Source organism: Methylophilus sp. E2MeOHC9 (genome assembly GCF_058744375.1).
On record NZ_CP196024.1, the window covers coordinates 2,032,288 to 2,057,371 of the forward strand.

24 protein-coding genes and 2 tRNA genes are annotated in these 25,084 nt (G+C 48.1%); 10 read left to right on the plus strand and 16 right to left on the minus strand.

Annotated features, from left to right (window positions below):
- Positions 1 to 7: 7 nt before the first annotated feature.
- Together cydB and ACSSVF_RS09825 are read right to left on the minus strand one after the other, a co-directional pair.
- Positions 8 to 1,009 carry a cytochrome d ubiquinol oxidase subunit II gene (gene cydB / locus ACSSVF_RS09820; RefSeq protein WP_492403199.1) on the minus strand — a complete coding sequence of 334 codons (1,002 nt, stop codon included), beginning with the start codon at positions 1,007 to 1,009 and terminating at the stop codon, positions 8 to 10.
- Entirely contained in the window at positions 1,010 to 2,473 is a 1,464-nt protein-coding gene (locus ACSSVF_RS09825; protein WP_492403201.1) for a cytochrome ubiquinol oxidase subunit I, read from the minus strand.
- A gap of 379 nt (positions 2,474 to 2,852) precedes the next feature.
- Here ACSSVF_RS09825 and ACSSVF_RS09830 point away from each other — a divergent pair, with 379 nt between their 5' ends.
- Positions 2,853 to 3,317, plus strand: coding sequence for an OB-fold protein (locus tag ACSSVF_RS09830; protein ID WP_492403203.1), 465 nt, complete (start codon positions 2,853 to 2,855; stop codon positions 3,315 to 3,317).
- Positions 3,318 to 3,534: 217 nt separating this feature from the next.
- Here ACSSVF_RS09830 and ACSSVF_RS09835 read toward each other — a convergent pair whose 3' ends face one another.
- Positions 3,535 to 4,044, minus strand: a complete 510-nt coding sequence (locus ACSSVF_RS09835) for a hypothetical protein (protein WP_492403205.1) — start codon at positions 4,042 to 4,044, stop codon at positions 3,535 to 3,537.
- 129 nt (positions 4,045 to 4,173) lie between these two features.
- Positions 4,174 to 4,683 (minus strand): hypothetical protein, encoded by a 510-nt coding sequence (locus ACSSVF_RS09840; protein WP_492403206.1) that lies wholly within the window; start codon positions 4,681 to 4,683, stop codon positions 4,174 to 4,176.
- A gap of 452 nt (positions 4,684 to 5,135) precedes the next feature.
- Here ACSSVF_RS09840 and ACSSVF_RS09845 point away from each other — a divergent pair, with 452 nt between their 5' ends.
- The 4 genes from ACSSVF_RS09845 (at position 5,136) to ACSSVF_RS09860 (ending at position 8,781) form a co-directional block, all read left to right on the plus strand.
- Positions 5,136 to 5,672: a hypothetical protein gene (locus ACSSVF_RS09845; protein WP_492403208.1), complete on the plus strand. Its 537-nt coding sequence runs from the start codon at positions 5,136 to 5,138 to the stop codon at positions 5,670 to 5,672.
- A gap of 13 nt (positions 5,673 to 5,685) precedes the next feature.
- Positions 5,686 to 6,768 carry a hypothetical protein gene (locus ACSSVF_RS09850; protein ID WP_492403210.1) on the plus strand — a complete coding sequence of 361 codons (1,083 nt, stop codon included), beginning with the start codon at positions 5,686 to 5,688 and terminating at the stop codon, positions 6,766 to 6,768.
- Positions 6,762 to 6,974: a hypothetical protein gene (locus ACSSVF_RS09855; protein ID WP_492403212.1), complete on the plus strand. Its 213-nt coding sequence runs from the start codon at positions 6,762 to 6,764 to the stop codon at positions 6,972 to 6,974. The genes ACSSVF_RS09850 and ACSSVF_RS09855 overlap by 7 nt, the downstream gene beginning before the upstream one ends.
- 181 nt (positions 6,975 to 7,155) lie before the next feature.
- Positions 7,156 to 8,781, plus strand: a complete 1,626-nt coding sequence (locus ACSSVF_RS09860) for a recombinase family protein (RefSeq protein WP_492406341.1) — start codon at positions 7,156 to 7,158, stop codon at positions 8,779 to 8,781.
- On the opposite strand, the gene ACSSVF_RS09865 is transcribed toward ACSSVF_RS09860, so the two are convergent.
- A tRNA-Asn gene (locus tag ACSSVF_RS09865) sits at positions 8,740 to 8,815 on the minus strand. The genes ACSSVF_RS09860 and ACSSVF_RS09865 overlap by 42 nt on opposite strands.
- 229 nt (positions 8,816 to 9,044) lie before the next feature.
- On the opposite strand from ACSSVF_RS09865, the gene ACSSVF_RS09870 reads away from it, so the two are divergent.
- Positions 9,045 to 9,611, plus strand: a complete 567-nt coding sequence (locus ACSSVF_RS09870) for a hypothetical protein (protein ID WP_492403213.1) — start codon at positions 9,045 to 9,047, stop codon at positions 9,609 to 9,611.
- A 70-nt stretch (positions 9,612 to 9,681) separates the two neighbouring features.
- Here the strand turns inward: ACSSVF_RS09870 and ACSSVF_RS09875 are convergent, their stop codons facing one another.
- Both ACSSVF_RS09875 and ACSSVF_RS09880 read right to left on the minus strand, forming a co-directional pair.
- Complete coding sequence (locus ACSSVF_RS09875; RefSeq protein WP_492403215.1) at positions 9,682 to 10,896, minus strand: pyridoxal phosphate-dependent aminotransferase; 1,215 nt, start codon at positions 10,894 to 10,896, stop codon at positions 9,682 to 9,684.
- A 129-nt stretch (positions 10,897 to 11,025) separates the two neighbouring features.
- The gene (locus ACSSVF_RS09880; RefSeq protein ID WP_492403217.1) at positions 11,026 to 12,045 is read right to left on the minus strand and encodes a trypsin-like peptidase domain-containing protein; all 1,020 of its coding nucleotides are present in this window, start codon (positions 12,043 to 12,045) and stop codon (positions 11,026 to 11,028) included.
- A 157-nt stretch (positions 12,046 to 12,202) separates the two neighbouring features.
- On the opposite strand from ACSSVF_RS09880, the gene uvrB reads away from it, so the two are divergent.
- The 4 genes from uvrB (at position 12,203) to ACSSVF_RS09900 (ending at position 16,012) form a co-directional block, all read left to right on the plus strand.
- A complete protein-coding gene (uvrB, locus tag ACSSVF_RS09885) occupies positions 12,203 to 14,236 on the plus strand; it encodes an excinuclease ABC subunit UvrB (protein ID WP_492403218.1) in 2,034 nt (677 codons plus the stop codon).
- The gene (locus ACSSVF_RS09890) at positions 14,233 to 14,493 is read left to right on the plus strand and encodes a SemiSWEET transporter (RefSeq protein WP_492403220.1); all 261 of its coding nucleotides are present in this window, start codon (positions 14,233 to 14,235) and stop codon (positions 14,491 to 14,493) included. The genes uvrB and ACSSVF_RS09890 overlap by 4 nt, the downstream gene beginning before the upstream one ends.
- A gap of 79 nt (positions 14,494 to 14,572) precedes the next feature.
- The gene (galU, locus tag ACSSVF_RS09895) at positions 14,573 to 15,442 is read left to right on the plus strand and encodes a UTP--glucose-1-phosphate uridylyltransferase GalU (protein WP_492403221.1); all 870 of its coding nucleotides are present in this window, start codon (positions 14,573 to 14,575) and stop codon (positions 15,440 to 15,442) included.
- An 18-nt stretch (positions 15,443 to 15,460) separates the two neighbouring features.
- A complete protein-coding gene (locus tag ACSSVF_RS09900; RefSeq protein ID WP_492403223.1) occupies positions 15,461 to 16,012 on the plus strand; it encodes a hypoxanthine-guanine phosphoribosyltransferase in 552 nt (183 codons plus the stop codon).
- Positions 16,013 to 16,538: 526 nt separating this feature from the next.
- Here the strand turns inward: ACSSVF_RS09900 and ACSSVF_RS09905 are convergent.
- The 9 genes from ACSSVF_RS09905 to guaA form a co-directional block, all read right to left on the minus strand.
- Positions 16,539 to 16,629 (minus strand) — tRNA-Ser (locus ACSSVF_RS09905).
- A gap of 100 nt (positions 16,630 to 16,729) precedes the next feature.
- Positions 16,730 to 18,106 carry an ATP-binding protein gene (locus ACSSVF_RS09910; protein ID WP_492403225.1) on the minus strand — a complete coding sequence of 459 codons (1,377 nt, stop codon included), beginning with the start codon at positions 18,104 to 18,106 and terminating at the stop codon, positions 16,730 to 16,732.
- A gap of 14 nt (positions 18,107 to 18,120) precedes the next feature.
- Complete coding sequence (locus ACSSVF_RS09915) at positions 18,121 to 18,882, minus strand: response regulator (protein WP_492403227.1); 762 nt, start codon at positions 18,880 to 18,882, stop codon at positions 18,121 to 18,123.
- An 84-nt stretch (positions 18,883 to 18,966) separates the two neighbouring features.
- A complete protein-coding gene (locus tag ACSSVF_RS09920) occupies positions 18,967 to 19,425 on the minus strand; it encodes a Spy/CpxP family protein refolding chaperone (protein ID WP_492403229.1) in 459 nt (152 codons plus the stop codon).
- A gap of 130 nt (positions 19,426 to 19,555) precedes the next feature.
- Positions 19,556 to 21,151: an ABC-F family ATPase gene (locus ACSSVF_RS09925; protein WP_442586668.1), complete on the minus strand. Its 1,596-nt coding sequence runs from the start codon at positions 21,149 to 21,151 to the stop codon at positions 19,556 to 19,558.
- A 72-nt stretch (positions 21,152 to 21,223) separates the two neighbouring features.
- The gene (locus ACSSVF_RS09930; protein WP_492403230.1) at positions 21,224 to 21,829 is read right to left on the minus strand and encodes a nitroreductase family protein; all 606 of its coding nucleotides are present in this window, start codon (positions 21,827 to 21,829) and stop codon (positions 21,224 to 21,226) included.
- A gap of 7 nt (positions 21,830 to 21,836) precedes the next feature.
- Complete coding sequence (locus ACSSVF_RS09935) at positions 21,837 to 22,334, minus strand: GreA/GreB family elongation factor (protein ID WP_492403232.1); 498 nt, start codon at positions 22,332 to 22,334, stop codon at positions 21,837 to 21,839.
- An 18-nt stretch (positions 22,335 to 22,352) separates the two neighbouring features.
- The gene (gene trpS, locus ACSSVF_RS09940; protein WP_492403234.1) at positions 22,353 to 23,372 is read right to left on the minus strand and encodes a tryptophan--tRNA ligase; all 1,020 of its coding nucleotides are present in this window, start codon (positions 23,370 to 23,372) and stop codon (positions 22,353 to 22,355) included.
- 46 nt (positions 23,373 to 23,418) lie between these two features.
- Positions 23,419 to 25,023: a glutamine-hydrolyzing GMP synthase gene (gene guaA, locus ACSSVF_RS09945; protein ID WP_492403236.1), complete on the minus strand. Its 1,605-nt coding sequence runs from the start codon at positions 25,021 to 25,023 to the stop codon at positions 23,419 to 23,421.
- Between the last annotated feature and the right edge of the window lie 61 nt (positions 25,024 to 25,084).

The following is a 25,084-nucleotide window of genomic DNA, read 5'->3' on the forward strand; positions in this document are numbered from 1 at the left end:
GCCTTTATTAATGGTAGGCCTCATCCGGGTCTACCTTGCCGCGGAAAACATAATAGGCCCAGCCGGTGTAGATCAGGATCACCGGGATGATGACCAGCGCACCTACCAATGCGAACATCTGGCTTTGCGGCGGTGCGGCGGCGGCGTGTATGGAAATATGTGGCGGGATGATATTGGGCCAGATGCTGATCCCCAAGCCTACGTAGCCTAACAGGATCAGGCACAGCGTATAGATAAACGGCGTGGTTTCTGACTTTGCACGCAGCGATGCTTGCAGGCGATAAAAGAAAAACGCCACCAGCAACGGCACCGGAGAAAGAAATAGGAAATTAGGCATTGAAAACCAGCGCTCTGCGATGTCACTATCCATCAGCGGCGTCCACAGGCTGATCACAATAATGATCAGGAACAATATGATTGAAACCTGTCGTGAAAGTTTATAACAGGCTGCCTGTAAGTCGCCCGCTGTTTTCATGATCAGCCAGGTGCAGCCGAGCAAGGCATAGGTCACCAGCAATCCGAGGCCGGTAAAGATGGAAAATGGCGAAATCCAGTCTAACGGCCCACCGGCATAGGCGTCATTGACGACTTTGATCCCTTGCAGGTAAGCACCCAGCGTCATGCCCTGGAAAAAAGTCGCTGCAATCGATCCGCACAGGAAGGCTTTATCCCAGAAATGACGTTCTTCATCAGTCGCGCGGAACCGGAATTCAAACGCTACGCCCCTGAAGATCAACGCCATCAGCATGAATAGCAATGGCAGTGAAAGCGCGCTCAATATGACAGCATAAGCCAGTGGGAAAGCCGCCAGTAAACCGGCACCACCCAGTACCAGCCAGGTTTCATTGCCATCCCACACCGGTGCAACGGTATTCATCATCAGGTCGCGGTCATGCTTCTCCTTAAAAAATGGATAAAGGATGCCTATGCCCAGATCAAAGCCATCCATGATGATGTACATCATGATGCCAAACAGGATAATGCCCGCCCAGATCAGTGATAAATCCATTTAATGATCCTTTTTATCAGTGTTATTTTGCTCAGGGTGATTCTGTGATGTCGGTGGCGTTTTATTGTCAGGGTGAAATTCTGGCGCCAGTGCAAATTCATCGAGTTCATTGCGGTTGATGGAGATGGCATCGCCCTGCAAGGCTTCATCGGTTTTAGGCCCGATATTCACCAGGCGTAATACATATAAAGTGCCCATGCCGAACAGCGCGAGGTAAATCACCACAAACAAGCCCAGCGTGAGCGCCACTTCACTGGTGGTGTGCGGCGTGACCGCCTCTGCGGTACGCAAAATGCCATACACCACCCATGGCTGGCGGCCTATTTCAGTGGTGTACCAGCCTGCCAGGATAGCAACCACGCCGGCCGGCCCCATGGCGATGGAGAATCTCTGGAAGGGCGTACTGTGATAAAGCTTGTCTTTCAGCCGCAACCAGAGTGAAGTGACTGCCAGCAAAATCATCAGCAACCCTAATGCTACCATCACCCGGAAAGTCCAGAACACAATGGTGGCATTCGGCCGGTCTGCAGCAGGGAAGTCTTTTAACGCCGGGATTTGTTCGGTCAGCGAGTGGCGTAATATCAGGCTACCCAATACCGGGATTTCTAGCGCAAAATGATTTTTCTCCTGCGCCATATCCGGCCAGGCAAACAAAATCAGTGGCGTTGCTTCCTGGCCTTTATTTTCCCAGTGGCCCTCGATTGCGGCGATTTTGGCGGGCTGGTGTTTCAGGGTATTCAGGCCATGCAGGTCACCCACCACCGCTTGTAGCGGCGCGATCAGTAAAATCAGCCATAAGCCCATAGACAACATCTTGCGCACGCTGGGATTATTTTTGCCATGGAATAATTGCCAGGACGCGGCCGCCGACACAAACAAAGCCGTGGCCAGGTAAGCACCAATCACCATGTGCACGAGACGGTAGGGGAAAGAGGGATTGAAAATGATTTTAAACCAGTTGACAGGGATGACTTTGCCATCGACCAGTTCGAATCCTTGCGGCGTATGCATCCAGCTATTGGAAGCCAATATCCAGGTGGCTGAAACCAAAGTACCAATCGCTACCATCAACGTAGCGGTGAAGTGCAAGCCCGGCCCCACTTTGTTCCAGCCGAACAGCATCACGCCTAAAAAGCCAGCCTCAAGAAAGAACGCCGTCAGCACTTCATAAGTGAGCAGCGGGCCGGTGACGCTACCAGCGACGGTAGAAAATCCCGCCCAGTTAGTGCCGAACTGGTAAGCCATCACCAGGCCAGACACCACGCCCATGCCAAAACACAAGGAAAATATCTTGACCCAGAAATGGTAGAGGTCGAGGTAAACGGTGTTCTTGGTTTTTAGCCAGCTGGCTTCCAGCACCGCCAGGTAACTCGCCAAACCAATGGTGATCGCCGGAAAGACGATATGGAAAGAGATGGTGAATCCAAATTGAATTCTTGCTAACGTTAATGCCAGATCAGACATTCTTATCCTTATGTATCGCGCATGGTGCTACCGGCTAGTCGCATCCCGAGCAAATGATGGCTTACTGGGGAATGTTAACAGAGTGGTTACGGTTATAACATGGAGCTGATTTTACTCAGGATAGTTGCATCCAGGATAAAAGTTAGCGGCGGATAAAAAGATAGACGCACTGAATAGGTGAGGGGCCTGGGGACGATGATGATCGATGACACTTCTTTTTAGAGCGTCAATTTAAAAATGCATATGGAGGTGAGTCATGGCTAGCATTCATGAGTGTTAAAGTTGTAAAGTGTGACGGCTGGGATTACATATGCGAATCTAACTAAGAAAGCTTCAAATAAATAGGTAGCAGTGACTGATGATTAAAAGGGAGGTAACAATGAAAAAAGTACTTGTATGGGTTTTGGGGATATTGGCAGCGCTAGTCATCATCTGGTTGGTTGTTGGAGAGTCGCCTGAAAATACAGAAGCGCAACAAACGGCGCAAGAAAAACCGGCTGAAAGCAACAACGCGCCACCTTTTGAAACCACAGCAGGTGAAATAGCCAAAGCTTATGCAGACGATACCGTTGCGGCAGATAAAAAATACAAAAACAAAGCTTTTATTGTCAGCGGCAGTGTCGTTGATATGAATACTGATCCGTCTGACCATGCCGTTCTGGTACTCGAAGGTGGCGTGAATCCAGCGATGGAGCCACACTTCACCCTGGCTGATAGTGAGAAAAATAAAGCAGCCGAGCTCAAAAAAGGGCAAAAAGTAAAACTACAGTGCTATGGCAAGGGAGATATCGACAAAATCGCATATGCGGAAGATTGCGAGTTGTTGTTTATAGACTGGAATTAAAGCAGGCCGTTGCATGCGGCCTATTGATTAGCCAAGCGTGACTAGAGGAAGTTTATCTACTTCTTACGGAATAATTGCGGAGCGTTCCGCAGTGCGTATAAAAAGCAAAAGGCCTCGCATTTCTGCAAGGCCTTTTTTATTTGGCTCACCAATGATCACAAAAATGAGAACTGGAGTATGAAGCTTATTATCAGTTGGTGAAGGAACAGAAGCTGCTTTAAAGAGTTCTTGAGCCTTTTATAGTAAAGATACAAGAGTTACCCACAGGATGAAAAAGAACGCCTATATTGGCTTCAGTCCTAGTCCATGTAACTCCTAAAGTTTCACTCATTCTTTTGTAGCTAGGAAAGTTCGTTATCATTTCTGAACAAGACATTTTTGTCGGCACTAACACTGTTTCTGTTGTGTAGCATTTAGCGCCTTTTTTTCTAATTGTTGCATCGAGATAGGATGTTTCACCCATTTCTCCGGAGATCGCTGTCATTCGCAAAGTATCAGCTTTTAGGTCTGGAGCAGACTCTACTTCTATTCTTATATCAGCCCCAGATGTTTCACTAAACACGGCTGATATGGCTTTATCACATCCCTTAAAACCTTGTTCATGAGCTTGATCTAAAGCAAATTTAGTAAATCTTGGATCGCCTGCTGCAATTGCAGGTTGATTTAGTGTAGTAAGTGCAATAAATAACGGAAGATTAATCAGTGTTTTTTTAAGTTTTTTTTTCATGTTTTTTCCAGTTTTTGAAAATAGAGAACAAGATGCTGCATACGGATTAACGGTATGTTTTAATTAAACTTAAGAGATATAGAGAAAAAATATTCCTGATTTAGTACCATCTAAAATGTAATTAAATAATCAAAAGCTTCTTATTACACTGTAAGTGACCGCACAAGAGTTTCCTATGGGGTGGTATATAGAGCTTACGCCTCCATCATTTTTAGTCCATATTGCCCCTACAACTTCAGCCTGAAATTTGAATTTTGGAAGGTTAGTCATGTACTCAGAACAAGCTTGTGGAACAAGTAGTAGCATAGTTTCAGTCGTGAAACATTTATCACCACTCTTTCTAAAATTTAAATCATAAAATGTTTCCGTACCTTTCTTTCCATATGTTGCTGTCATTCGCAATGTGTCAGCCTCCAAAGTGTTTGGAGCGCTAGTTTCAATCCTTATATCATCACCGAATGCATCTTTAAATACGGTGGATATAGCTTTGTCGCACTCATTAAAGTTACGTTTGTGAGCTTGATCCAAAGCAAACTCAATAAATTTAGGGTCACCTTCTGCGTTCGTAGGTATCGAGATTGCTATTAGAGATATAGAAAGTAACAAGTTAGTCAGTATTTTTTTTTGGTTTTTTTTCATGGTTCTTCCAATTTTCCAGAATTTTTAAATTAAGGTACTGCTGACGGATTAACGGCACGTTTTCTACAAACTTTATTGGTGTGGGGGGAATGAAATATTCTTAAAGTAGAATTTGGCGAGATATGAAGTCATATAAAAAAGCCCTGCATTAATGCAGGGCCTTTTTTATATGACTCGCTAAAGAATATAAATATTAAGCCAGATTCTATGATCTCACTGATACCCCCGATCATGTAACACGGGGGGCTATAAATACATCACATCAGATCATACAAAATTTCTTGACATAAAACATACAATCATTGTAATTTAGTTCATGGCTTGATAGGCGCCAGTCGCTCACCTTAAGGCGAAGTCCCAGTGATACTATCCATATCAAGAAATTCGTTTTCTTAGTTACAGCATGCTATGGGGTGAGCGGTAGTTTTTTGCTGTATTACTAGGAGATCGAAATGTCAGAAGTAATACAAATCATTCGTGCAAGAACCGTAAACAAACTTCGTAAAGAAGCATCTGCTCTAAAAAAGTCACTCAAAATACCTCATCATGACGCACTGGACTTAGTTGCTAGACAGTTCGATTTCAATAATTGGGTGCATCTCCAAAAATCTGCTGCAATCACTTCAGTTTCAGAAAACGCTTTGAGAAAAGGGTTGGTTATTGTTATGGATATTAAGGATTCATACGATAACAAACCTAAATCGAATTTGATTATTGAAGATGAGTACGTGTTTGGAATTTTCTTCATGGATTTTCTCACTCAAAAAGGATACAAAAGTGAGTCAGAGCTTGATGAGGATCAGTACTCTTTTTTTCATGATTTTTTAATCAACTGCAAATTTTTTCGGTATGTAGGTCAAATTCCAAGTAGTTACAATGAAGCATTCAGAATCGGAGAAGATAATTTCTTCCACCTAGCTGAATATGTATGGCTCAAGGGGCAGATGTACGACCGTCATGGCCCATTTAATATTGAGTACTATCTTTAGGGATTGAAAAGCGATGAAACATCCTAATTTCAATTTCCTCACATCAGGATTTGACACAATCGAATGTGCTTATTACTTGATCCCATCTGGTGATAACAACCTTGATTTTGTCGAATTGGCTTCTCAAAAGGAAGCACTCATAAAAGCTAGAGTTAACAAGCCCAAACCAATTAAACTCGGTTCAGAAGAATTTCTACTCGCATCACATGGTACGCCTAGCGGGTATCCTTTTCTGATCGAAAATGATGTGTTCAGCATTCAGTTTGGCGAATTTAACCGTCCTAATTTCTTTGTGAAGTTCCGTAGCATAGCTTTATGGCATAACGATTTATCGGCATTACATAATCGTTTCCTAGAATGGGCTGCTTCAGTCGGTTTCATTAAAGCTCAACCGGAACGGCTATCCCGTGTCGATTATGCTTTTGATTATCACTTGCTTGTAATTGATTTTGATGAGGATAGTTTTGTTTCACGGGCATCCAAAGACAGCCAATACCGCAAAGATGGATTGGTTCAAACCTTCAAATTCGGCACTGATCAAATAGTGTTGCGGGTTTATAACAAAGTAGATGAAATCAATGAGAAAAGCCAAAAAAACTGGCTCTTTAAATTGTGGGGCATTGAAAGTGATGTATGGCGTATTGAATGGCAAGTACGAAAAGATCACTTAAGAAAACTCGGCATATCTTCCATGCAAAGTTTGTCTGAACGCCAAGCCGACTTGTTGAGAACGTTAGCCAAAGATCATACGACACTAAGAATAAAAGCAAATGATAGCAATCGTTCAAGGTGGGCTATACATCCTTTATGGCTGGATTTGCTTAAACAAATCGACAAAATGCACGGTTTGGGCATTAAACGCGAATTTAAACCATTAGATTTATACGATGAGCGTCTAACCCGTATTGGGCAAAGCGTATATGGCTATCTCAAAAGAATCTCTGCCATTGATGTTTTATACAGCGGTAATGATAAAACCTACATGGATGAAGCATTTCAGCATCTATTAAATATCATCACTGAAATGCATGATCCTTTAACCTGGGATCAGGATGTCGCGCGTAGAGCTAATGAAATGAGATTAGGCGAATGGTAGTTTTAAGTCTATTTCATCCGATAAGAGACTTGATCAATGCTCGTAAAAATCGAGTACTGACGATTGCTCAAGCAGCTTTGCCTGAGAGCCAATATCAAGCATTTAAAAAACTCTTCTTGGATGAAATGGGCGAGCGGGGACTTGAATCAGATTTAAAAAACTTACTTGATAAGCAACATGGAATGGAACGGAATGGGCGGGAATAGATTATGCAGGAAAGGGGGTGCCATCATGATTGAGCAAGCAAATCATCGAAATTATTTTGGCTTCACAACCTACATCTAATGCCCGCAGTGTTTGCGAAGGTGAATTACAAATTATCGCGGTGTACATAAATGAGTTTTTGGTTGAGTTATTAGCAAAACTCGACGAAGAGGAGTAATCAAGATGGCGGTTGCACTATATGCAAGAGTTTCCACAGTTAGACAAGCTGAAAAGGACTTATCAATTCCTGATCAGATAAACCAGATGCGTGATTATTGTCGCGCATCTGGTTTAACAATAGCTATGGAATATATCGAAGCTGGTGCCTCCGCCACAGATGATAGGCGGCCAGTATTCCAGCAGATGATTGCTGACGCTACCAGTGATAGCGAACCTTATGACGCAATCATTGTGCATAGTCGTTCACGATTCTTTCGCGATATGTTTGAATTCTTAAACTATGAGCGAATGTTGAAGCGTGCCAAATGCAAATTAGTTTCTATTACTCAAATCACCAGTGATGATCCGGCAGGTGAAATGGCAAGCAAGATTTTCAGCTTGTTTGATGAGTACCAAAGTAAAGAAAACGGAAAACATACCATTCGTGCAATGAAAGAGAATGCCAGGCGCGGGTATATGAATGGATCACGCGCACCATTTGGTTATCGTGCTGTAGAAGTTGAAGTGATCGGTGCCAAAGGTAAAAAGAAAAAGAAAATAGATATTGATCCCATAGAATCCGAAATCGTTAAAAGAATCTTTCAGCTTTACATGCACGGTAACGAACGCGGACAAATGGGCGCAAAAGAGATTGCCACGTACTTTAACGATAAAAATATCTCGCTGAGATCAACAAAGTGGAATCGTAGCCGAGTTCATGAAGTGCTAACGAACAAGGCTTATATAGGTGAGTATTACTTCAATAAAACAAATAATAAAACAGGCGAAATCAAACCCACTTCCGAATGGATAAAGGTTGATATACCAGCCATCATTGAGGCGGAAACGTTTGAAGGCGTGACGATGCGTAGGAACGCGCGTGCGCCTGCAAACGTGCCGCCAAGACTAGTTAACTCGCCAACCCTACTTACAGGCATTCTAAAGTGCGGGAAATGTGGTGCAGGCATGACTACTGCAACGGGTAAGGGCGGTAGATATCGTTATTACAAATGCAATACTCGCATCGGGCAGGGCAATCATTTGTGCACTATGCCAGCCATTTCAATGGATAAGCTGGATCAAATTGTACTGTCTACCCTTGCAGACAAGGTTTTCACGCCAGAACGAGTTACAACAATGATGCAGGATATGCGCAAGCGTATCGCACTCAAACAAAAGGATCAGTCAAAACTATTGCTGCCACTTCAGAAAGAGTTAGACGAGTTAAACAAAAGTAATGAGCGATTATATGAAGCGGTAGAGAAGGGCTTTCTTCCTATGGATGAGATGTTGCAGTCTCGCACAAGGAAAATTCAAACTAGAAGGCAAGATATATTGTTAGAGATCGCTGCAACAAAGCGGCATCAGGATGTGCCAGCCGATGTATTCAATCCCAAAAACATTAAACAGTTTGCTAATGTACTAAAAGCAAAGCTAATTGATAGAAAGTCGAATTTCGGTAAGCAATACTTGAAAGTGTTAATCGACAAAATATCAGTACAGGATAAAGAAGCGACAATCTCTGGAAGCTATGATGCAATGGCAAATGCCATCATTCAGACGAAAAAAATGGGCGCTGAATTAACAGTGCCCACTTTTACATCTATTTGGCTCCTCAACCTGGGCTCGAACCAGGGACCTACGGATTAACAGTCCGGCGCTCTACCGACTGAGCTATTGAGGAATCGGTACGTCGTTTGAAGGCGCTATATTACTGAGAGCGTGCCCCTTGGTCAACCACTTTTTGCGAATTTCTTTATATTTTTCGATGTGCTCTTTAAATGCCTGTTTCGCTGATAAATTGTCTACGGAAGTCAAGCGGATTATGCGGGTCAGGTATCGCTTTGTTACCCGAATGGGCCAATTTTTTATTGTGCCAACGTCGTTTATAATGAGCGCAACAGGAGATGACTATGCGTACAGTTTTAGGAAAAGTGGTGGGGCTGACCGGTGATGCGGAAATTGTAGATCAACATGGCCAGCATAGGTTGCTGAAAGCCGGTGATGCATTGCATGAAGGTGACCAGTTAGTCACCGTGGCAGGTACACAGGTGGCTATGCAGGCAGCCAATGGCGAGGTGGTACAGTTTGCCGAGCAGCAAGCGATCAAGCTTTCTGATGTGTTGTCCGCGGCATCTGGCGCTGTTGATATCAGTGAGTATGCTGTCAATCCAGCTGTGATCCAGCATGTGCTGGCGGCCTTGCAATTGAATGATGCGATCGATTTGTCACCACCGTTGGCTTCCATGTTGCAAGAAGACAGCAGCGCTTTTGTTTCAATCGCCCATGCGTCTATTACCGAGCAAACATTAGAGCTGGATGCGCTGAATATCCATGATGTGCTGGTTTCTGGCGATAGTCATGCAGTTGTCTCGCCTACTGTGCTGCCAATTACGCAACTGGCTGACCTGATGACGCAAACTGCTAGTGCAGATGTCGGCTTGCCGAATAGCCCGTTAAAAGATTTCCTGAATGATTAAGGACGCACTTTTTAAAAACTAAAAAAGCGCCTCAGGCGCTTTTTTATTGTCTGCTGAATGCGCAAGTATCTTATACGCTAAGTGCTTTTTCGATGCGGTCCAAGGCTTCGCGCAGATTGTCCATGCTGGTGGCAAACGAGATGCGGAAGTAACCTTCGGCACCAAAAGCCGAGCCTGGTACCACGGCCACGTTATGTTCTTCCAGCAAATATTCAGCCAGGGCCATATCGGAAGTTTCTTTGATTTTGCTCGCCTGGTGCAGGTTGTTGATCGCCTGGCGTGCATCCGGGAAAGCATAGAAAGCGCCGCCCGCCATCAAACAGCTCAGGCCTGGCATGGCATTAAAACGGTCAACGACGTATTTGTGGCGCTCTTTAAACGCAGCCACCATAGGCTTGATACAGTCTTGTGAGCCACTCAGTGCCGCTTCTGCTGCATATTGTGAAATAGAAGTCGGGTTGCTGGTGGACTGGCTTTGCAGGATTTCCATCGCCTTGATGATATAAGCCGGGCCAGCCGCATAACCGATACGCCAGCCGGTCATGGAGTATGCTTTTGAAACGCCGTTTAATACGATACAGCGGTCTTTGAGATCAGGCGCTGCATTCAGTATGTTATGGAATTTTTCGCCAGTCAGGTTGACGTGTTCATACATATCATCCGTAGCGATCAGCACATGCGGGTGCTTGAGTAGTACTTCGCCCAACGCCTGCAATTCTTCCAGGCTGTACACCGCGCCAGTCGGGTTAGAAGGCGAGTTAAACATCACCAGTTTGGTTTTGCTGTTGATGGCGGCTTCCAACTGGCCAGGCAATAATTTAAAGCCTTGCTCAATACCACACTCCAGGATCACTGGTTTGGCTTCGGCCACCATGGCGATATCAGCATAGCTGACCCAGTAAGGCGCTGGAATAATCACTTCATCGCCAGGGTTGAGCACGGCCAGGCACAGGTTGAAAATGGTTTGTTTGCCGCCTACGCCGACAATCACTTCATTCACGGCATAGTCAAAACCGTTTTCATTCTTGAATTTGTTAACGATGGCTTTTTTCAGGGCAGGGATGCCGCTGACCGGCGTGTATTTTGTATAACCGGCATCAATCGCCGCTTTGGCTGCATCTTTAATATGTTGCGGCGTATCGAAATCCGGCTCCCCTGCTGCCAGGCCAATAATCGGGCGGCCCTCAGATTTATATCTGGCGGCTTTGGCGGTGATCGCCAAAGTAGGGGATTCTTTAATGGATAAAACACGCGCAGACAGCACGTTGGCGGCAGGTTTGCTCAAAATGGCTTCCTTGTTGGTCGGTATGCACAAGCAGGCAATCGCTGCCTGCAAAAAAATGAAAAACGCAACATTTTACGCAAAAATGAGCGGTCGTGGAAGCCAGCGACTATCGTTTTTTGCCGGTTTAACTCATTGTTTCTGGCAGTTTTTCTCGCATTGAAGGTAATTCTGGTAAACCGACACCAGCAATGGGTCAATTTTCTGTAATTGCAGCTCAATGTCTTTCACGGTTTTATCATCGCCGAGTAACTGGGCGACCTCACCCCGCCTGAACCAGGCTTCTACAAATTGGCCATCAAGTGCGACGGCTTTCTGGAAAGCATTGGCAGCCGCGTCTAATTGTTTCAGGGATTGTTCCGCCAGGCCCAGGCTGAACCAGGCATCGGCATTCGTGACTTCCTGCTGCGTCCAGAGCAAGCTGATTTTTTCCAGGTTAGGCCAATCCTGCCGCGACTCTGGCACGGCTGCCCGCATGTAATAGGGTTTTTTATCTTCGTCTTCTTCCCACAGGGCTTTGCCGCGCACCGGGAACTCAGTACTGGCTGGCATTTTCTCCAGCGTCTCCAGCCATTCCACCGGTAAGGCAAAATAGATGCTGCCACCATGGCCCGCGGTTTTGAAAGTATTAATGCCTATCAGCCGGCCATCCATGTCAAATAAGCCGCTGCCGCTGGCGCCCATCAGAAACTTGGCGCTGCTGCGTATCATATTGCCTGACGGCGTACGATAAAGCCCCTTGATTTCACCGATAGAGGTAATGGGCGCAGGCACGCCATTGGAATGACCTATCGCGCTGATTTCCTGTCCGCGCAACAGTGCGTAGCTATTGCCAAGTGCCACTGGTTTAAACGGTAGCGTGGGCGAGGTGACTACGCACAGGTCATGCCAGACATCGGCACGCACAGTGGTAATCGGGTAGGTGTCTTCACCGCGCGACACCCAGGGTTGTTTGGTGGCGCGCAAGACATGGCAGTTTGTGACTACGGTATGGTCAGCGATAATGACGCCGGAGCCATAGGCCATGCCGCCATTTTCATTGTAGCCGCGGATCATGACGACGCCAAAATAAGCTTGCATCATGGCTTGTTGGTTATAAGCCTGTGCCGATGAGGAAAGTAGTCCGATAAAAACCAATAACAGAAGCTTCAAGCTGTTCCCCAGGGTGATTGTGCCGGCATTCAAAAAAGGACCACTTTTTGTGTGTAAAAGTTCTCTTGATTGCGTGTGCTTTCAAATGTAAATCACACGCCTGATGAACTAAAAACAGTTAAAATGACACTATTGTATATTTCATCAGATTGTTTTTGTGATCGTCACCTTTCCAGGTAGCAAGTTTGAGTTACATCAGCCTTTTCCTCCGGCAGGGGATCAGCCTCAGGCCATCGAGAAGCTCACCAAAGGCATTGAAGACGGGTTGAAGTTCCAGACCCTGCTCGGCGTGACCGGTTCTGGTAAAACTTACACCATGGCCAACGTGATTGCGCGTACTGGCAAACCTGCGATTGTCATGGCGCCGAATAAAACGCTGGCGGCACAGTTGTACAGTGAATTCAGGGAGTTTTTTCCCAATAATGCGGTTGAATATTTCGTTAGTTACTACGACTATTACCAACCGGAAGCGTATGTGCCTTCACGCGACCTGTTCATCGAAAAAGATTCCAGCATCAACGAGCATATCGAGCAGTTGCGCCTGGCAGCGACCAAGGCCTTGCTGGAGCGTGAAGATGCGGTGATTGTGGCAACAGTGTCTGCGATTTACGGTATTGGTGACCCGGGCGAATATCATGGCATGGTGCTGCATGTACACCAGGGCTTGAAGATTGCGCAGAAGGACGTCGTCTTGCGCCTGATTGCGATGCAATATGACCGCAATGATTTTGATTTTGGCCGTGGTTGTTTCCGTGTGCGTGGTGACATTATTGATGTCTTCCCGTCTGAGAACAGTGAAACAGCGGTGCGCATCAGCCTGTTTGATGATGAGATCGAGAGCATCCAGCTGTTTGATCCATTGACCGGCCAGGTGTTTAACAAAATCCATAACTTCCGTATTTTCCCTTCCAGCCATTATGTGACGGCGCGTGAAGCAACGGTACGTGCGATGGAAACCATCAAGGTCGAATTACGTGACCGTGTGGCGACTTTCCTGGCGGATGGCAAACTGGTGGAAGCACAACGTATTGAGCAGCGCACCCGTTTTGACCTGGAAATGCTGAATGAAATCGGCTTCTGCAAAGGCATTGAGAACTATAGCCGCCACCTGACTGGTCGCAGCCCGGGTGACCCGCCGCCGACATTAATTGATTATTTACCGGCACAGGCATTGATGATTATCGATGAAAGCCATGTCACCGTGCCGCAGATAGGCGGCATGTACCTGGGCGACCGCTCACGCAAATCTAACCTGGTGGATTACGGCTGGCGCCTGCCTTCCGCCATGGATAACCGTCCGCTCAAGTTTGAAGAGTTTGAGCGCATTATGCGTCAGTGCGTGTTTGTATCCGCCACGCCTGCGGATTACGAGAAAAACCACCAGCAACAAGTGGTGGAAATGATTGCGCGCCCAACCGGGCTGGTCGACCCGAAAATCATTGTCAAACCAGCGGATACGCAGGTGGATGACTTGCTGGGCGAAATCAAGGAACGTGTAGCCGTTGGCGAACGTGTGCTGACCACCACACTGACCAAGCGCATGGCAGAAGACCTCACCGATTACCTGTCTGAACACGGCGTGAAAGTGCGCTACCTGCACAGCGATATTGAAACGGTGGAACGTGTGGAAATTATCCGGGATTTGCGACTGGGCGAATTTGATGTGCTGGTGGGTATTAACCTGTTGCGTGAAGGCCTGGATATCCCGGAAGTCTCGCTGGTCGCCGTGCTGGATGCGGATAAGGAAGGCTTTTTGCGTTCTGAGCGCTCACTGATCCAGACCGCGGGCCGTGCGGCGCGTAACCTGAATGGTAAGGTGATTTTTTACGCTAACAAGATCACCCGTAGCATGAAGGCTGCCATGGACGAAGCGGATAGGCGTCGGACCATTCAGGAAGCTTTCAATAAAGAACATGGCATCGTCCCTAAAGGTGTGACTAAACGCATTAAAGATATTATTGAAGGCGTATACGATAAGGATGAGGCGCATCGTGAACGTAAAGCTGCGCAAGAGCAGGCCAGCTATGAAAGCATGAGTGAAAAAACGCTGGCTAAAGAACTCAAGCGGATTGAAAAAGCCATGCAAGATGCGGCTAAAAACCTTGAATTCGAAAAAGCCGCCCAATTCCGTGACCAGTTTAAAAAGCTCAAACTGCAGGTACTTGGTGCCGAAGTAGAAGATTTGAAATGACCACGCTAAATACCTGTATTGGGGCGATAGTGGCCGTGTGTACTACGCTAGCATTTGTGCCACAGGTTGTTAAATCGTGGCGCACGCGTGATTTAAGTGGCATCTCGCTGCCGATGTATACGATTTTTACCCTAGGCGTCGTTTTGTGGCTGGTGTACGGATTATTGATCAGTGATTGGCCAGTGATTATTGCAAACGCAATCACCGCCTTGCTGGCAAGTGTGGTTCTTTTGCTAAAATTGAAATCAATTGCATAGTGCCAATGTCTGATTGAATATTATTTGTTTTATAACTATATATTTACTTTATAACTAGAAATTTCTTAGGATTATGACCATGAAAAGAATTACAAAAGCAGTGTTTCCTGTGGCCGGGTTAGGGACCCGTTTTCTGCCTGCGACCAAAGCCAGTCCCAAGGAAATGTTGCCCATCGTAGATAAACCACTGATTCAATACGCCGCTGAAGAAGCGATCGCAGCTGGTGCCACCGAGCTGATCTTTATCACCGGGCGTAATAAACGTTCGATTGCCGACCATTTTGACAAAGCCTATGAACTGGAAGCTGAACTGGAAGCTGCCGGTAAACAAAAATTGCTGGATATCGTACACAGCATTTTGCCAAAAGGCGTGAGCTGCGTATTTATCCGCCAGTCACAAGCCTTGGGCCTGGGCCATGCCGTGCTGTGCGCCAAACCTGTGGTTGGCAATGAACCCTTTGCTGTGCTGCTTGCAGATGATCTGCTGTGTGGCGATGTCTCCATCACCAAACAAATGGTCGATATCTATGAGCAACATCAGTGTTCTATCCTGGGCATTGAAACCGTTGCCCCTGAAGAAACCAGCAGTTATGGCGTGGTGGATGCGGTCGCAGAAACAGATGATTTGTTGTTGGTCAAAGGCATGGTTGAAAAACCAAAGCCGGAAGAAGCACCTTCCAACCTGGCGGTGGTTGGCCGCTATGTATTGTCACCGCGGATTTTTGATTGCCTGGAGCATGTTAAACCAGGCAAGGGCGGCGAGATTCAACTGACGGATGGTATCTCTGCCCTGATGGAATTCGAAAAAGTGAAAGCCTACCGCTACAAAGGCAAGCGCTACGATTGCGGCAGCAAACTTGGCTTTATGCAGGCTAACGTTGAACTGGCGCTGCAACATAGCGAAATTGCCGACAGTTTCAGAGCCTATCTGAAAACGCTGGCGATTTAATTCCAAATTTAAATCACCATGCAAGATCCCAATACCCAGTTGCCGGACTACTGGCTTGCGCATTCTGACATCGTCTTCACTGAAGCAGATGTCAGGCAGGCATTGGATCAAATCGCCCAGTCATTACACGAGAAATTGGCGGGCCAATCAGTGCTGCTGCTATGTGTGATGCGCGGCGGGCTTTACCTGGCGGGCCAGTTAATGCAAAGGTTACAACTGCCGGCGCGCCTCGATTACCTGCAAGCGAATCGCTACCATGGCACATCAGGCAGCGATATCGTCTGGGCAAAAGCACCAGAGTTTGATTTAGCCGGACAAACGGTTGTAGTGCTGGATGACATTCTGGATGAAGGCATCACGCTGGCAGAAGTGGTGCGCCACTGTGAACAGGCCGGGGCAAAACAAGTGCTGACTGCCGTACTGGCTGATAAAGACAACGGCCTGAAAAAACCACTGAAAGCCGATGTCGTTGGCCTGACTGTCCCAAACCGATATGTGTTTGGCTGTGGCATGGATGTCTATGGCTGGTGGCGAAACTTGCCCGAGATTCGTGCGCTGCAAAACGGCTAAGCCAGCCTGAAACAAAACGCCCTTACGGGCGTTTTTTATATTGTGCTCGGTGATGTTTTTCCTTTGGCAGAGGATGGCAGCGGGTTTATCCGTATGATTCATCCATTTTCACCGGGTAGACATATTCAGGAAAAACTCCTATATGCACTCAGAATGATTCCCTGCATGCTAATGGCTAGGGCTTGAGTTTGCCACTAGGACTGTTTAAATTGGGCGACTTAATTTAAACAGGGTAAATCAAACCCTACCAGTATTCCCCAATATGGTCTCCGATTAATAAGGCATCTTTCAAAAGATGCCTTTTCTTTTTCGGGGCTTTACCAGCACATTTATTGTTTTCGATAGACAGGGCAAACTCAGAACAGGGAGTAGCAAAATCCTGCATTCCTGGCCCGTGATAACGTTCATCAGGTCGTGAGTGAATAAAGCTGAAAGTGCGCGCAGTTTGATATGCACTTAGGCCTCATCCAAATGGCAGATGCTTGTTAACGCAAAGTTTTTAGATCAATAGCGTTGATAAAGCAGTTGGCGGAGAAGGAGGGATTCGAACCCTCGATGCGCTTTCACGCATGCCTGATTTCGAGTCAGGTACATTCAACCAGCTCTGCCACTTCTCCGATTTTTCGCAAGCATCAGGGTGCCTGGCAAGCGCATTAGTCTACACCGGGCGGATGATGGGTTTCAATATAAATCTGGCCTGGCTGGGAGCGAATAGCCTCAGTTTAATGGCAACTCTATATGGATGATTAGCCCTGACGCCGGAGCTGGTTTATTGCTCAGGGACATACTGCCGCCGTGTTTCTCTACAATCATGCGTGCGATGGATAATCCCAGGCCTGTTCCGCCTGTGTGGCGCGAACGTGAATCTTCCAGCCTGCGAAATGGTTCTAGCACCGTATCAAGCTCTTGTTCCGGAATGCCTGGGCCTTCATCGGTGATGATGCAGATCACCTGCTTGTTTTCAGTGTGGATGGAAAGCGTCGGCGAGAGGGCGTAGTGAATGGCATTATTCAATAAGTTATTCAGGCAGCGTGAGAGCAGGTGCGCCGAGCCCATGATGGTAATGGCTTCGGTTGACAGCGTTTTGTGGATGGGGTAGCCTGCTTCGTCAAAATCATCGCAGACGGCAGTGGCCAGGGCAGTGAGGTCCACGCGGTTTTTATCAATACTGTCACTACATAATCGGGCAAAATCCAGGCCTTCACGGACCATTTCCTGGGTGGCTGTCAGGTCTTTGACCAGGTCTTGCTTGAGTTCAGGATCTTTCACTTTTTCCAGGCGCAGGCGCAAACGGGTCAGCGGTGTTTGCAGGTCATGCGCGATCGCCCCGAGGATAAATCCGCGTTCCTGCACATGATTGAGGATGCTGCGTTGCATCTCATTAAAAGCTTTGGCAGCATGGCGTACTTCGGTCGAGCCCTGGTTTTCAGGCAAGGGCGGATGTTCGATATTACGCGCCAGCTGCAGGGCGGCATTTGCCAGTTTGCGTAAAGGCTGCGTTGCTACTGAGGCCACCACCCAGATGATACTGATCAGCCCGAGCAAGGCCAGCAAAAAGGCCAGGGGGCTACGTTCAGCCGGATGCCCTGGCGGTGGTCTATGTCCGCCGTAGCGCAATTGAATCAGCACCGGTGTGGCATCTTGCAAATGCGTGTATACCGCCAGGCAATAGCCTTGTGGCGGAGGCGGGCCAAAGCCGGGAGGGGGTGGTGGCGGGCGGTTGCGCGGCGCGCACTGCTCCAGGTCCAGCGTGCTGACCTGATCCGCTATTTCTGGCACCAGCAATGTATTCAGGGTAGCCAGTTCAGCAGGTAAGGCCGGCGCATCTTCTGGCGGTGTGGTATTGAGCTTCAGGCTGCTGCCCATGCGGTTAAACACACTCTGTATCTCCGGGCGCTTTTCGGGCACGGTGATTTCAAGAATGCGTATCATGCTCTCTATACGGTCGAACGCAAATTGATCGCGCAGGCGTGATTCGTTCACGCGCGAGTCGCGTTGGCCCAGCATATTGACCACAGTCGCAGTCAGCAGAATGCCAATGACAGTGATGAGGAAGATCCTCACTGACATGGCGCCTAGCAGGTTTTTCAACATATGCTCATGCCTTTTTATTTGAGATAACGCACATTGGCGGTGAGTAAATAGCCTTCATTGCGCAGGGTCTTGATCACGGTAGGGTTTTTGCTATCGACTTCAACCTTTTGTCGTATCCTGCTGATCTGCAAGTCGATAGATCTGTCGAAAGGGCCAGCTTCACGGCCATGCATTTCTTCCATCAGCTGATCGCGGCTGAGCGGGCGGTTGGCGTGCAATAACATGAACCGTAGAAATTTGAATTCTGCGTTAGAGAGCGGAATGTTGGTATTGAGTTTATCGATCAATGTGCGATTCTGGATATCCAGCGTCCATTCATTAAAAGCGATAAAGCGCAAAATGCCGTTATCCAGCTCTTCGACATGCTTGCCGGAAGTTTCAGCCGCCATGCGGCTACGGCGCACGACGCTGCGAATGCGCGACAATAATTCCAGCGGCTCAAATGGCTTGGCAACGTAATCATCTGCGCCTGTCTCCAGGCCCATGATGGTATCCAGCGAGCTGCTGCGCGCAGTGAGCATGATGATGGGAATATTGTGGTATTTGGGGGATTCTCGCAATTCACGACAGAGCTCGATGCCATTGCGTTGCGGCATATTGATATCCAGGATGACCACATCAGGTACTTTCTGTTGCAGCACCTGCCACATCTGCGCATGATTGGCGGCTTGATGGGTGCTCAGCTGATTTTCCTGCAGGAAATCACACAGCAGATCGCGGATCGCGTCATCATCATCTACCACCAGAACATGGGTATCGTGGTTGGCTTCGGTCATCACTGGTTATCTCGAAAAGGTTAAAACAAATATTGGAGCACAAAACCGGCCATGGTGGCCGGTTTTTGCATTAAACACGTACGACTATTGATGCGGTTTGTCGTGACGTGGCCCACCGTGGTGAGGGTGAGGGAAAGCATTCTCATCAAATACTTTTTTCTGTGCGTCGTTCAATTGTGCATAGAAAGTACGGATGGCTTTTGAACGCTCGGCCTGGCGTGCATCACGCGTTTTATCCCAGGCTTCCATTTTATCCAGGCGCTGGATCGTGCCTAATTTGTCCAGTTCGGCAAAATCAGGATGCTCGCCTTTTTCCTTGGGCTTGATCTGCCCTTGATAGGCATTCCAGGCAGTTTCCTGTGTCGCGGTTAGTTGTAGCACGGTGTGCAGTCTTTCCTGGTGCTTTTCAAAGTGCTCCAGTTTATGTTCTTGCCAATGGGCTTTGTCGAAATTACCTTTGCCACAAGTTGGTCCGTCTGCAAAGGCAGCCATTGAGACTAAAACCAGAGCACCTGCGATAGCCAGTTTTTTTAGTTTCATCATGTATCCTTCAGTCATCATTGCGAAATTGCAATGTTGACATTAAAACACCCGAATGTATCGGGTGTTTGTCAGGGATGCATGGCTATGTATCGGAATGTATCACTTACCAGGCATTTATTCCGTGTTTAGCTTACTCGATGCCTTGGCTGGCTAGGTAATCCTCATAATTGCCGGTAAAGTCGACAATGCCATCGGCTTTGATTTCAATGATGCGGGTGGCGATCGAGCTGACGAATTCGCGGTCATGGCTGACAAAGAACAAGGTGCCTTTGTATTTATCCAGTGCCGTATTCAGCGCTTCAATGGATTCCATATCCATATGGTTGGTGGGCTCATCCATCAATAACACATTAGTTTTGGCAAGCATCAGTTTGCCGTACAGCATGCGGCCTTTTTCACCACCTGAAAGGACTTTGACTGACTTTTTGGTAGCTTCGGTGGGGAAAAGCAAACGGCCGAGCATGCTGCGCACGGTGTTGTCATCGTCGCCTTGCTGACGTTGCGCGGTCATCCACTCAAACAGGTCTTCACCTTTTTCGAACTCGTATTCATGGTCTTGTGCAAAGTAACCGAGGTTGGCTTTTTCTGCCCATTTCACTTCACCGTGCTTGGCTTGCAGATCACCTGCCAGGCAGCGTAAAAAGGTCGTTTTACCAATACCGTTCTCACCAATGATGGCCACTTTTTCACCGGCTTCAAACATCATTTCAACGCCGTTGAATAAGGGTTTATCAAATCCATGGCTGAGTTTTTTGAGTTCTACGGCATTGCGGTGCAGTTTTTCCCGCTCGTCATATTCAAAGCGGATAAATGGATACTGGCGGCTGGAAGGCTTGAATTCTTCCACCTTGATTTTATCGATCTGCTTGGCGCGGCTGGTCGCCTGTTTGGCTTTAGACGCATTGGCCGAGAAACGGCGTACAAAGTCCTGCAAATCAGCGATCTGCTGTTTGGCTTTGGCGTTGTCTTTGGCCTGCTGATTACGCGCAGCAATACTGGCTTCCATGTAATCGTCATAGTTACCTGGGTAGGAGGTGATCTTGCCGTAATCCATGTCACAGGTATGGGTACAGACCTGGTTTAAAAAGTGCCTGTCATGCGAAATAATGACCATGGTGCAGTCACGATTATTGACGATATCTTCCAGCCAGCGGATGGTGTTGATATCCAGGTTGTTGGTCGGCTCATCAAGCAGTAACACGTCCGGGTTGGCAAACAGGGCTTGTACCAGCAGCACACGCAACTTCCAGCCTGGCGCAACGGCGCTCATCGGGCCGGTATGCTGCTCGATAGGAATGCCTACACCCAGCAGCAATTCGCCAGCACGCGCTTCAGCGGTGTAGCCGTCATACTCTGCAAACTCGCCTTCGAGTTCTGCGGCACGCATGTAATCATCTTCAGTGGCTTCGAGGTTGGCGTAGATCGCGTCACGCTCCTGCATGGCTTTCCACATCTGCTCGTGGCCCATCATGACCACATCCAGCACGCGCTGGTCTTCGTAAGCGAACTGGTCCTGTTTCAGGAAGGCCATACGCTCGTTAGGGTCCAGGCTGATATTGCCACTGGAAGGTTCCAGTACGCCAGCCAGGATCTTCATAAAGGTGGATTTACCGCAACCGTTGGCGCCAATCAGGCCATAACGGTTACCATCGCCGAACTTCACGGAAACGTTTTCAAACAGTGGCTTGGAGCCAAACTGCATGGTGATATTGTTTGCAACTAACATGCAAGAACTCTCAAAAAATAGTTAATTAAATCGTTAATTAAGGCTGCGCTCTTCAATGAAATTCACGCAGCATTATTCAAAACGGTTGTAGATGACGACTTCATTTAGTGGCAATTGCCCACTACGCGGCTTGGCAGCTTCCAGCGGTTTACCCACCACGACGAACATCACCGGCACATGGTCTGCAGGCAGGTTGATCAGTTTGCCAACCGCATCAAAATCAAAACCATCCATTGGGCAAGTGTCGTAGCCCATTTCCTTGGCGGCCAGCATTAAGGTCATGGCTGCCATGCCGCCAGAGCGCATGCCTTCATCACGTTCAGCCTGCGCGTGATCGGTGTAATAGTCATGAATGGCCCTCACCAGGTAATCACTGGCTTGCTTTGGCGCATTCACCCAATACCTTGCCGGGTCTTTTTCCCATGCTTTAAGGTCAGCGGTTAATACGATCAGCAGGGATGCATCAGTCACTTGCGCCTGATTCCAGCTCACAGCACGAATCTGGTGACGCAGCACCGGGTCAGTGACCACCACAAATCGCCAATGCTGGATATTAAACGCGGTCGGGGAGAGCATGGCCAGCGACATCAGTTGTTCAATCTCAGCCTCTGTCATGCGATGGCTGGGGTCGTAGCTTTTAACAGAACGCCGTTCGTTGATGGCTTGTGATACTTTCATTTAGTCTTCAATACTCAATATTTAAAATGTCTAATTGCAAGGGGCCAGCCGGACGTTGCCAGGTAGAGCTATCGCCAACTTTACGACCCAGCAGTGCTTTAGCCACTGGAGAAACATAACTGACTTTTTGCAGCGCAATATCGGCTTCGTCTTCGCCCACAATCTTGAATGTCGACTGTGTGCCTTCTTCATCTTCTACTATCACCGTGGCGCCAAACAATACTGTATGACGCGGTTGCAATGCCGGTTCTACCAGTTGTGCTGATTCCAGCCTGGCAAATAAATAGCGTAAATCACGGTCGATCTCGGCCAGTTTTTGCTGCGCGTTTGGGTCTTCTTTACGCGTTGCGTATTGCGGTCGCTGGCTTTCCAGCGTTTTCGCAGACTGCTGCAGCTGTTGCAGGCCTTCTGGTGTTACATAATTGGTGTGCGGACTGATTGGCCGCTCCGGCAGGTCGGTGCCTGCTAATTCAAGATCGTCTTCTTTTACAAATCCGCGGCTCATGCTGTTAATTGATGCCAGCTAGAAATAATTCAAGCCCAGCGCAGCTTTGACTTCATCCATGGTTTGGGCAGCTACTTCGCGCGCTTGTTCAGTACCTTCGCGAAGCAACTGTAGAATATAGCCTTTGTCATTCGCCAGTTCGGCTCTGCGTGTACGGATAGGCTCCAGCATTTCCTGCAAGACAGCTTCCAGGCGTTTTTTCACGATGCTATCTGCCAGGCCGCCACGTGTGTAATGCGCTTTCAGTTCAGCAACGGCAGCTTTATCAATATCAAACGCATCCAGGTAGGTAAACGCAATATTGCCTTCCACATGGCCAGGGTCTTCAATCTTCAGGTGCAATGGGTCGGTATACACTTTTTTCACGGCCTTGCTGATTTCATCAGCAGTCGCGCCCAGGTTGATCACATTGCCCAGTGATTTACTCATTTTGGCTTTGCCATCAATACCTGGTAAGCGGCCAAGCTCTGGCACCAGCGCTTTGGTTTCCACAAGGATTTCCTGTTTGGTGATGGCATTTTTATAGGTGCGGTTAAAGCGGCGCACGATCTCGTTGGTTTGCTCTATCATCGGGATCTGGTCTTCGCCAACCGGCACCAGCGTCGCCTTGAAGGCGGTGATATCTGCCGCCTGGCTGACCGGGTAAGTCAGGAAACCAGCAGGAATATCGCGCTCAAAATCACGCAGGCGGATCTCCTCTTTCACAGTCGGGTTTCTTTCCAGGCGGGCGACAGTCACCAGGTTCAGGTAGTAGAACGCGAGTTCAGTCAGTTCAGGCACTTGTGACTGGATAAAAATGGTCGACAGTTTGGGGTCTATGCCCACTGCCAGGTAATCCAGCGCGACTTCGACCACATTGCGATGCACTTTATCAATATCATCCATATTGTCGGTCAGCGCCTGTGCGTCAGCCAGCATCACGTATTGCTTGTATTCGTGCTGGTATTTCACGCGGTTACGCAAACTGCCTACAAAATGCCCTAGATGCAAAGGGCCGGTAGGGCGGTCGCCAGTGAGGATAATGGGTTTTGTGCTCATCGTCTTGTTCTCTGTTTTAAAGGGGAGATCGAATCAAAATCAGGGATTATTCCCACTCGATCGTTGCTGGTGGTTTGCCGGAAATATCGTAGACCACACGGTTGATGCCGCGCACTTCGTTGATAATGCGGTTAGACACTTTGCCGAGCAGGCTATAAGGTAATTCTGCCCAGTGTGCGGTCATGAAATCGCTGGTGACTACAGCGCGCAAGGCCACCACGTAATCATAAGTACGGCCATCGCCCATCACACCTACCGATTTGACCGGCAGGAAAACAGTAAAGGCCTGGCTGGTCAGGTCATACCAGGATTTACCTGATTTTTCGTCTACAGTGTTACGTAACTCTTCAATGAAAATGGCATCCGCACGTTGCAACAGCAGGGTGAATTCGGCTTTTACCTCACCCAGGATACGTACGCCCAGGCCAGGGCCAGGGAAAGGGTGGCGATAAACCATGTCACGCGGCAAGCCCAGGGCAACGCCGAGTTCACGGACTTCGTCTTTAAACAGTTCACGCAAAGGCTCTAGCAGTTTTAAGCCTAATTGTGCTGGCAAACCGCCTACGTTGTGGTGGCTTTTGATAGTGACAGCTTTTTTGGATTTGGCGCCACCAGATTCAATCACATCCGGGTAGATCGTGCCTTGCGCCAGGAAAGTCGCGCCTTTATGCCCGCCACCGCTGGCTTTCAGTTTGGCGGCTTCGGCTTTGAACACTTCTACAAACTCGCCACCAATGATTTTACGCTTGGCTTCCGGATCGCTCACGCCAGCCAGTTTGCTCATGAATTGTTCAGTTGCATCAACACGGATGACATTGGCGTTTAAACGTCCGGCAAACATCTCCATGACCATGTCGCCTTCGTTGAGGCGTAACAGGCCGTGGTCAACAAACACGCAGGTCAATTGGTCGCCAATGGCGCGGTGGATCAATGCCGCAGCCACGGAGGAATCCACACCGCCAGACAAGCCTAAAATGACTTCTTCGTCACCGACTTGTGCCTTGATGTTGGCCACCGCTTCGGCGATATAGTCGCCCATGATCCAGTCTGGTTTCGCAGCACAGATGTCAAGTACAAAGCGCTCCAGCATGGCCTGGCCTTGTTTGGTGTGGGTGACTTCCGGGTGAAACTGCACGGCGTAGAACTTGCGCTCTTCGTCGGCCATCGCGGCAATCGGCGTCGTCTCATTGCTGGCAATCACTTTAAAGCCGGCTGGCAATTCAGTGACTTTATCGCCGTGGCTCATCCATACGTCTACCAGGCCGTGGCCTTCTGCATTGGTTGCATCCTGGATGTCACGGAACAGGGCAGAGTGCCCACGCGCGCGTACCTGGGCATAGCCGAATTCACGTTTTTGGCCAGCTTCTACCTTGCCGCCCAGTTGTTGCGCCATGGTTTGCATGCCATAGCAGATACCGAGTACCGGAATGCCAAGTTCAAACGCGGCCTGCGGTGCTTTGTCGGTTTCTTCTTCGTAAACGCTGGCGTGGCTACCGCTCAGGATGATGCCATCGGCACCAAAGTTGCGGACGAACTCATCCGACACATCACAGGGATGGATTTCACAGTAAACGTGGGCTTCGCGGACGCGGCGGGCGATCAGCTGCGTTACTTGCGAACCGAAATCAAGAATAAGGATTTTTGAGTGCATAAATTTTCAGGTCACTAGAATGAACAAAAGCGCAGCGGTAAAAAACTGCTGCGCTTTGCGT

Bases quoted from the DNA above. Each gene is read 5' to 3' on its own strand.
- cydB (WP_492403199.1), bottom strand. From the start codon at position 1,009: ATGGATTTATCACTGATCTGGGCGGGCATTATCCTGTTTGGCATCATG.
- ACSSVF_RS09825 (WP_492403201.1), bottom strand. From the start codon at position 2,473: ATGTCTGATCTGGCATTAACGTTAGCAAGAATTCAATTTGGATTCACC.
- ACSSVF_RS09830 (WP_492403203.1), top strand. From the start codon at position 2,853: ATGAAAAAAGTACTTGTATGGGTTTTGGGGATATTGGCAGCGCTAGTC.
- ACSSVF_RS09835 (WP_492403205.1), bottom strand. From the start codon at position 4,044: ATGAAAAAAAAACTTAAAAAAACACTGATTAATCTTCCGTTATTTATT.
- ACSSVF_RS09840 (WP_492403206.1), bottom strand. From the start codon at position 4,683: ATGAAAAAAAACCAAAAAAAAATACTGACTAACTTGTTACTTTCTATA.
- ACSSVF_RS09845 (WP_492403208.1), top strand. From the start codon at position 5,136: ATGTCAGAAGTAATACAAATCATTCGTGCAAGAACCGTAAACAAACTT.
- ACSSVF_RS09850 (WP_492403210.1), top strand. From the start codon at position 5,686: ATGAAACATCCTAATTTCAATTTCCTCACATCAGGATTTGACACAATC.
- ACSSVF_RS09855 (WP_492403212.1), top strand. From the start codon at position 6,762: ATGGTAGTTTTAAGTCTATTTCATCCGATAAGAGACTTGATCAATGCT.
- ACSSVF_RS09860 (WP_492406341.1), top strand. From the start codon at position 7,156: ATGGCGGTTGCACTATATGCAAGAGTTTCCACAGTTAGACAAGCTGAA.
- ACSSVF_RS09870 (WP_492403213.1), top strand. From the start codon at position 9,045: ATGCGTACAGTTTTAGGAAAAGTGGTGGGGCTGACCGGTGATGCGGAA.
- ACSSVF_RS09890 (WP_492403220.1), top strand. From the start codon at position 14,233: ATGACCACGCTAAATACCTGTATTGGGGCGATAGTGGCCGTGTGTACT.
- galU (WP_492403221.1), top strand. From the start codon at position 14,573: ATGAAAAGAATTACAAAAGCAGTGTTTCCTGTGGCCGGGTTAGGGACC.
- ACSSVF_RS09900 (WP_492403223.1), top strand. From the start codon at position 15,461: ATGCAAGATCCCAATACCCAGTTGCCGGACTACTGGCTTGCGCATTCT.
- ACSSVF_RS09910 (WP_492403225.1), bottom strand. From the start codon at position 18,106: ATGTTGAAAAACCTGCTAGGCGCCATGTCAGTGAGGATCTTCCTCATC.
- ACSSVF_RS09915 (WP_492403227.1), bottom strand. From the start codon at position 18,882: ATGACCGAAGCCAACCACGATACCCATGTTCTGGTGGTAGATGATGAT.
- ACSSVF_RS09920 (WP_492403229.1), bottom strand. From the start codon at position 19,425: ATGATGAAACTAAAAAAACTGGCTATCGCAGGTGCTCTGGTTTTAGTC.
- ACSSVF_RS09925 (WP_442586668.1), bottom strand. From the start codon at position 21,151: ATGTTAGTTGCAAACAATATCACCATGCAGTTTGGCTCCAAGCCACTG.
- ACSSVF_RS09930 (WP_492403230.1), bottom strand. From the start codon at position 21,829: ATGAAAGTATCACAAGCCATCAACGAACGGCGTTCTGTTAAAAGCTAC.
- ACSSVF_RS09935 (WP_492403232.1), bottom strand. From the start codon at position 22,334: ATGAGCCGCGGATTTGTAAAAGAAGACGATCTTGAATTAGCAGGCACC.
- trpS (WP_492403234.1), bottom strand. From the start codon at position 23,372: ATGAGCACAAAACCCATTATCCTCACTGGCGACCGCCCTACCGGCCCT.
- guaA (WP_492403236.1), bottom strand. From the start codon at position 25,023: ATGCACTCAAAAATCCTTATTCTTGATTTCGGTTCGCAAGTAACGCAG.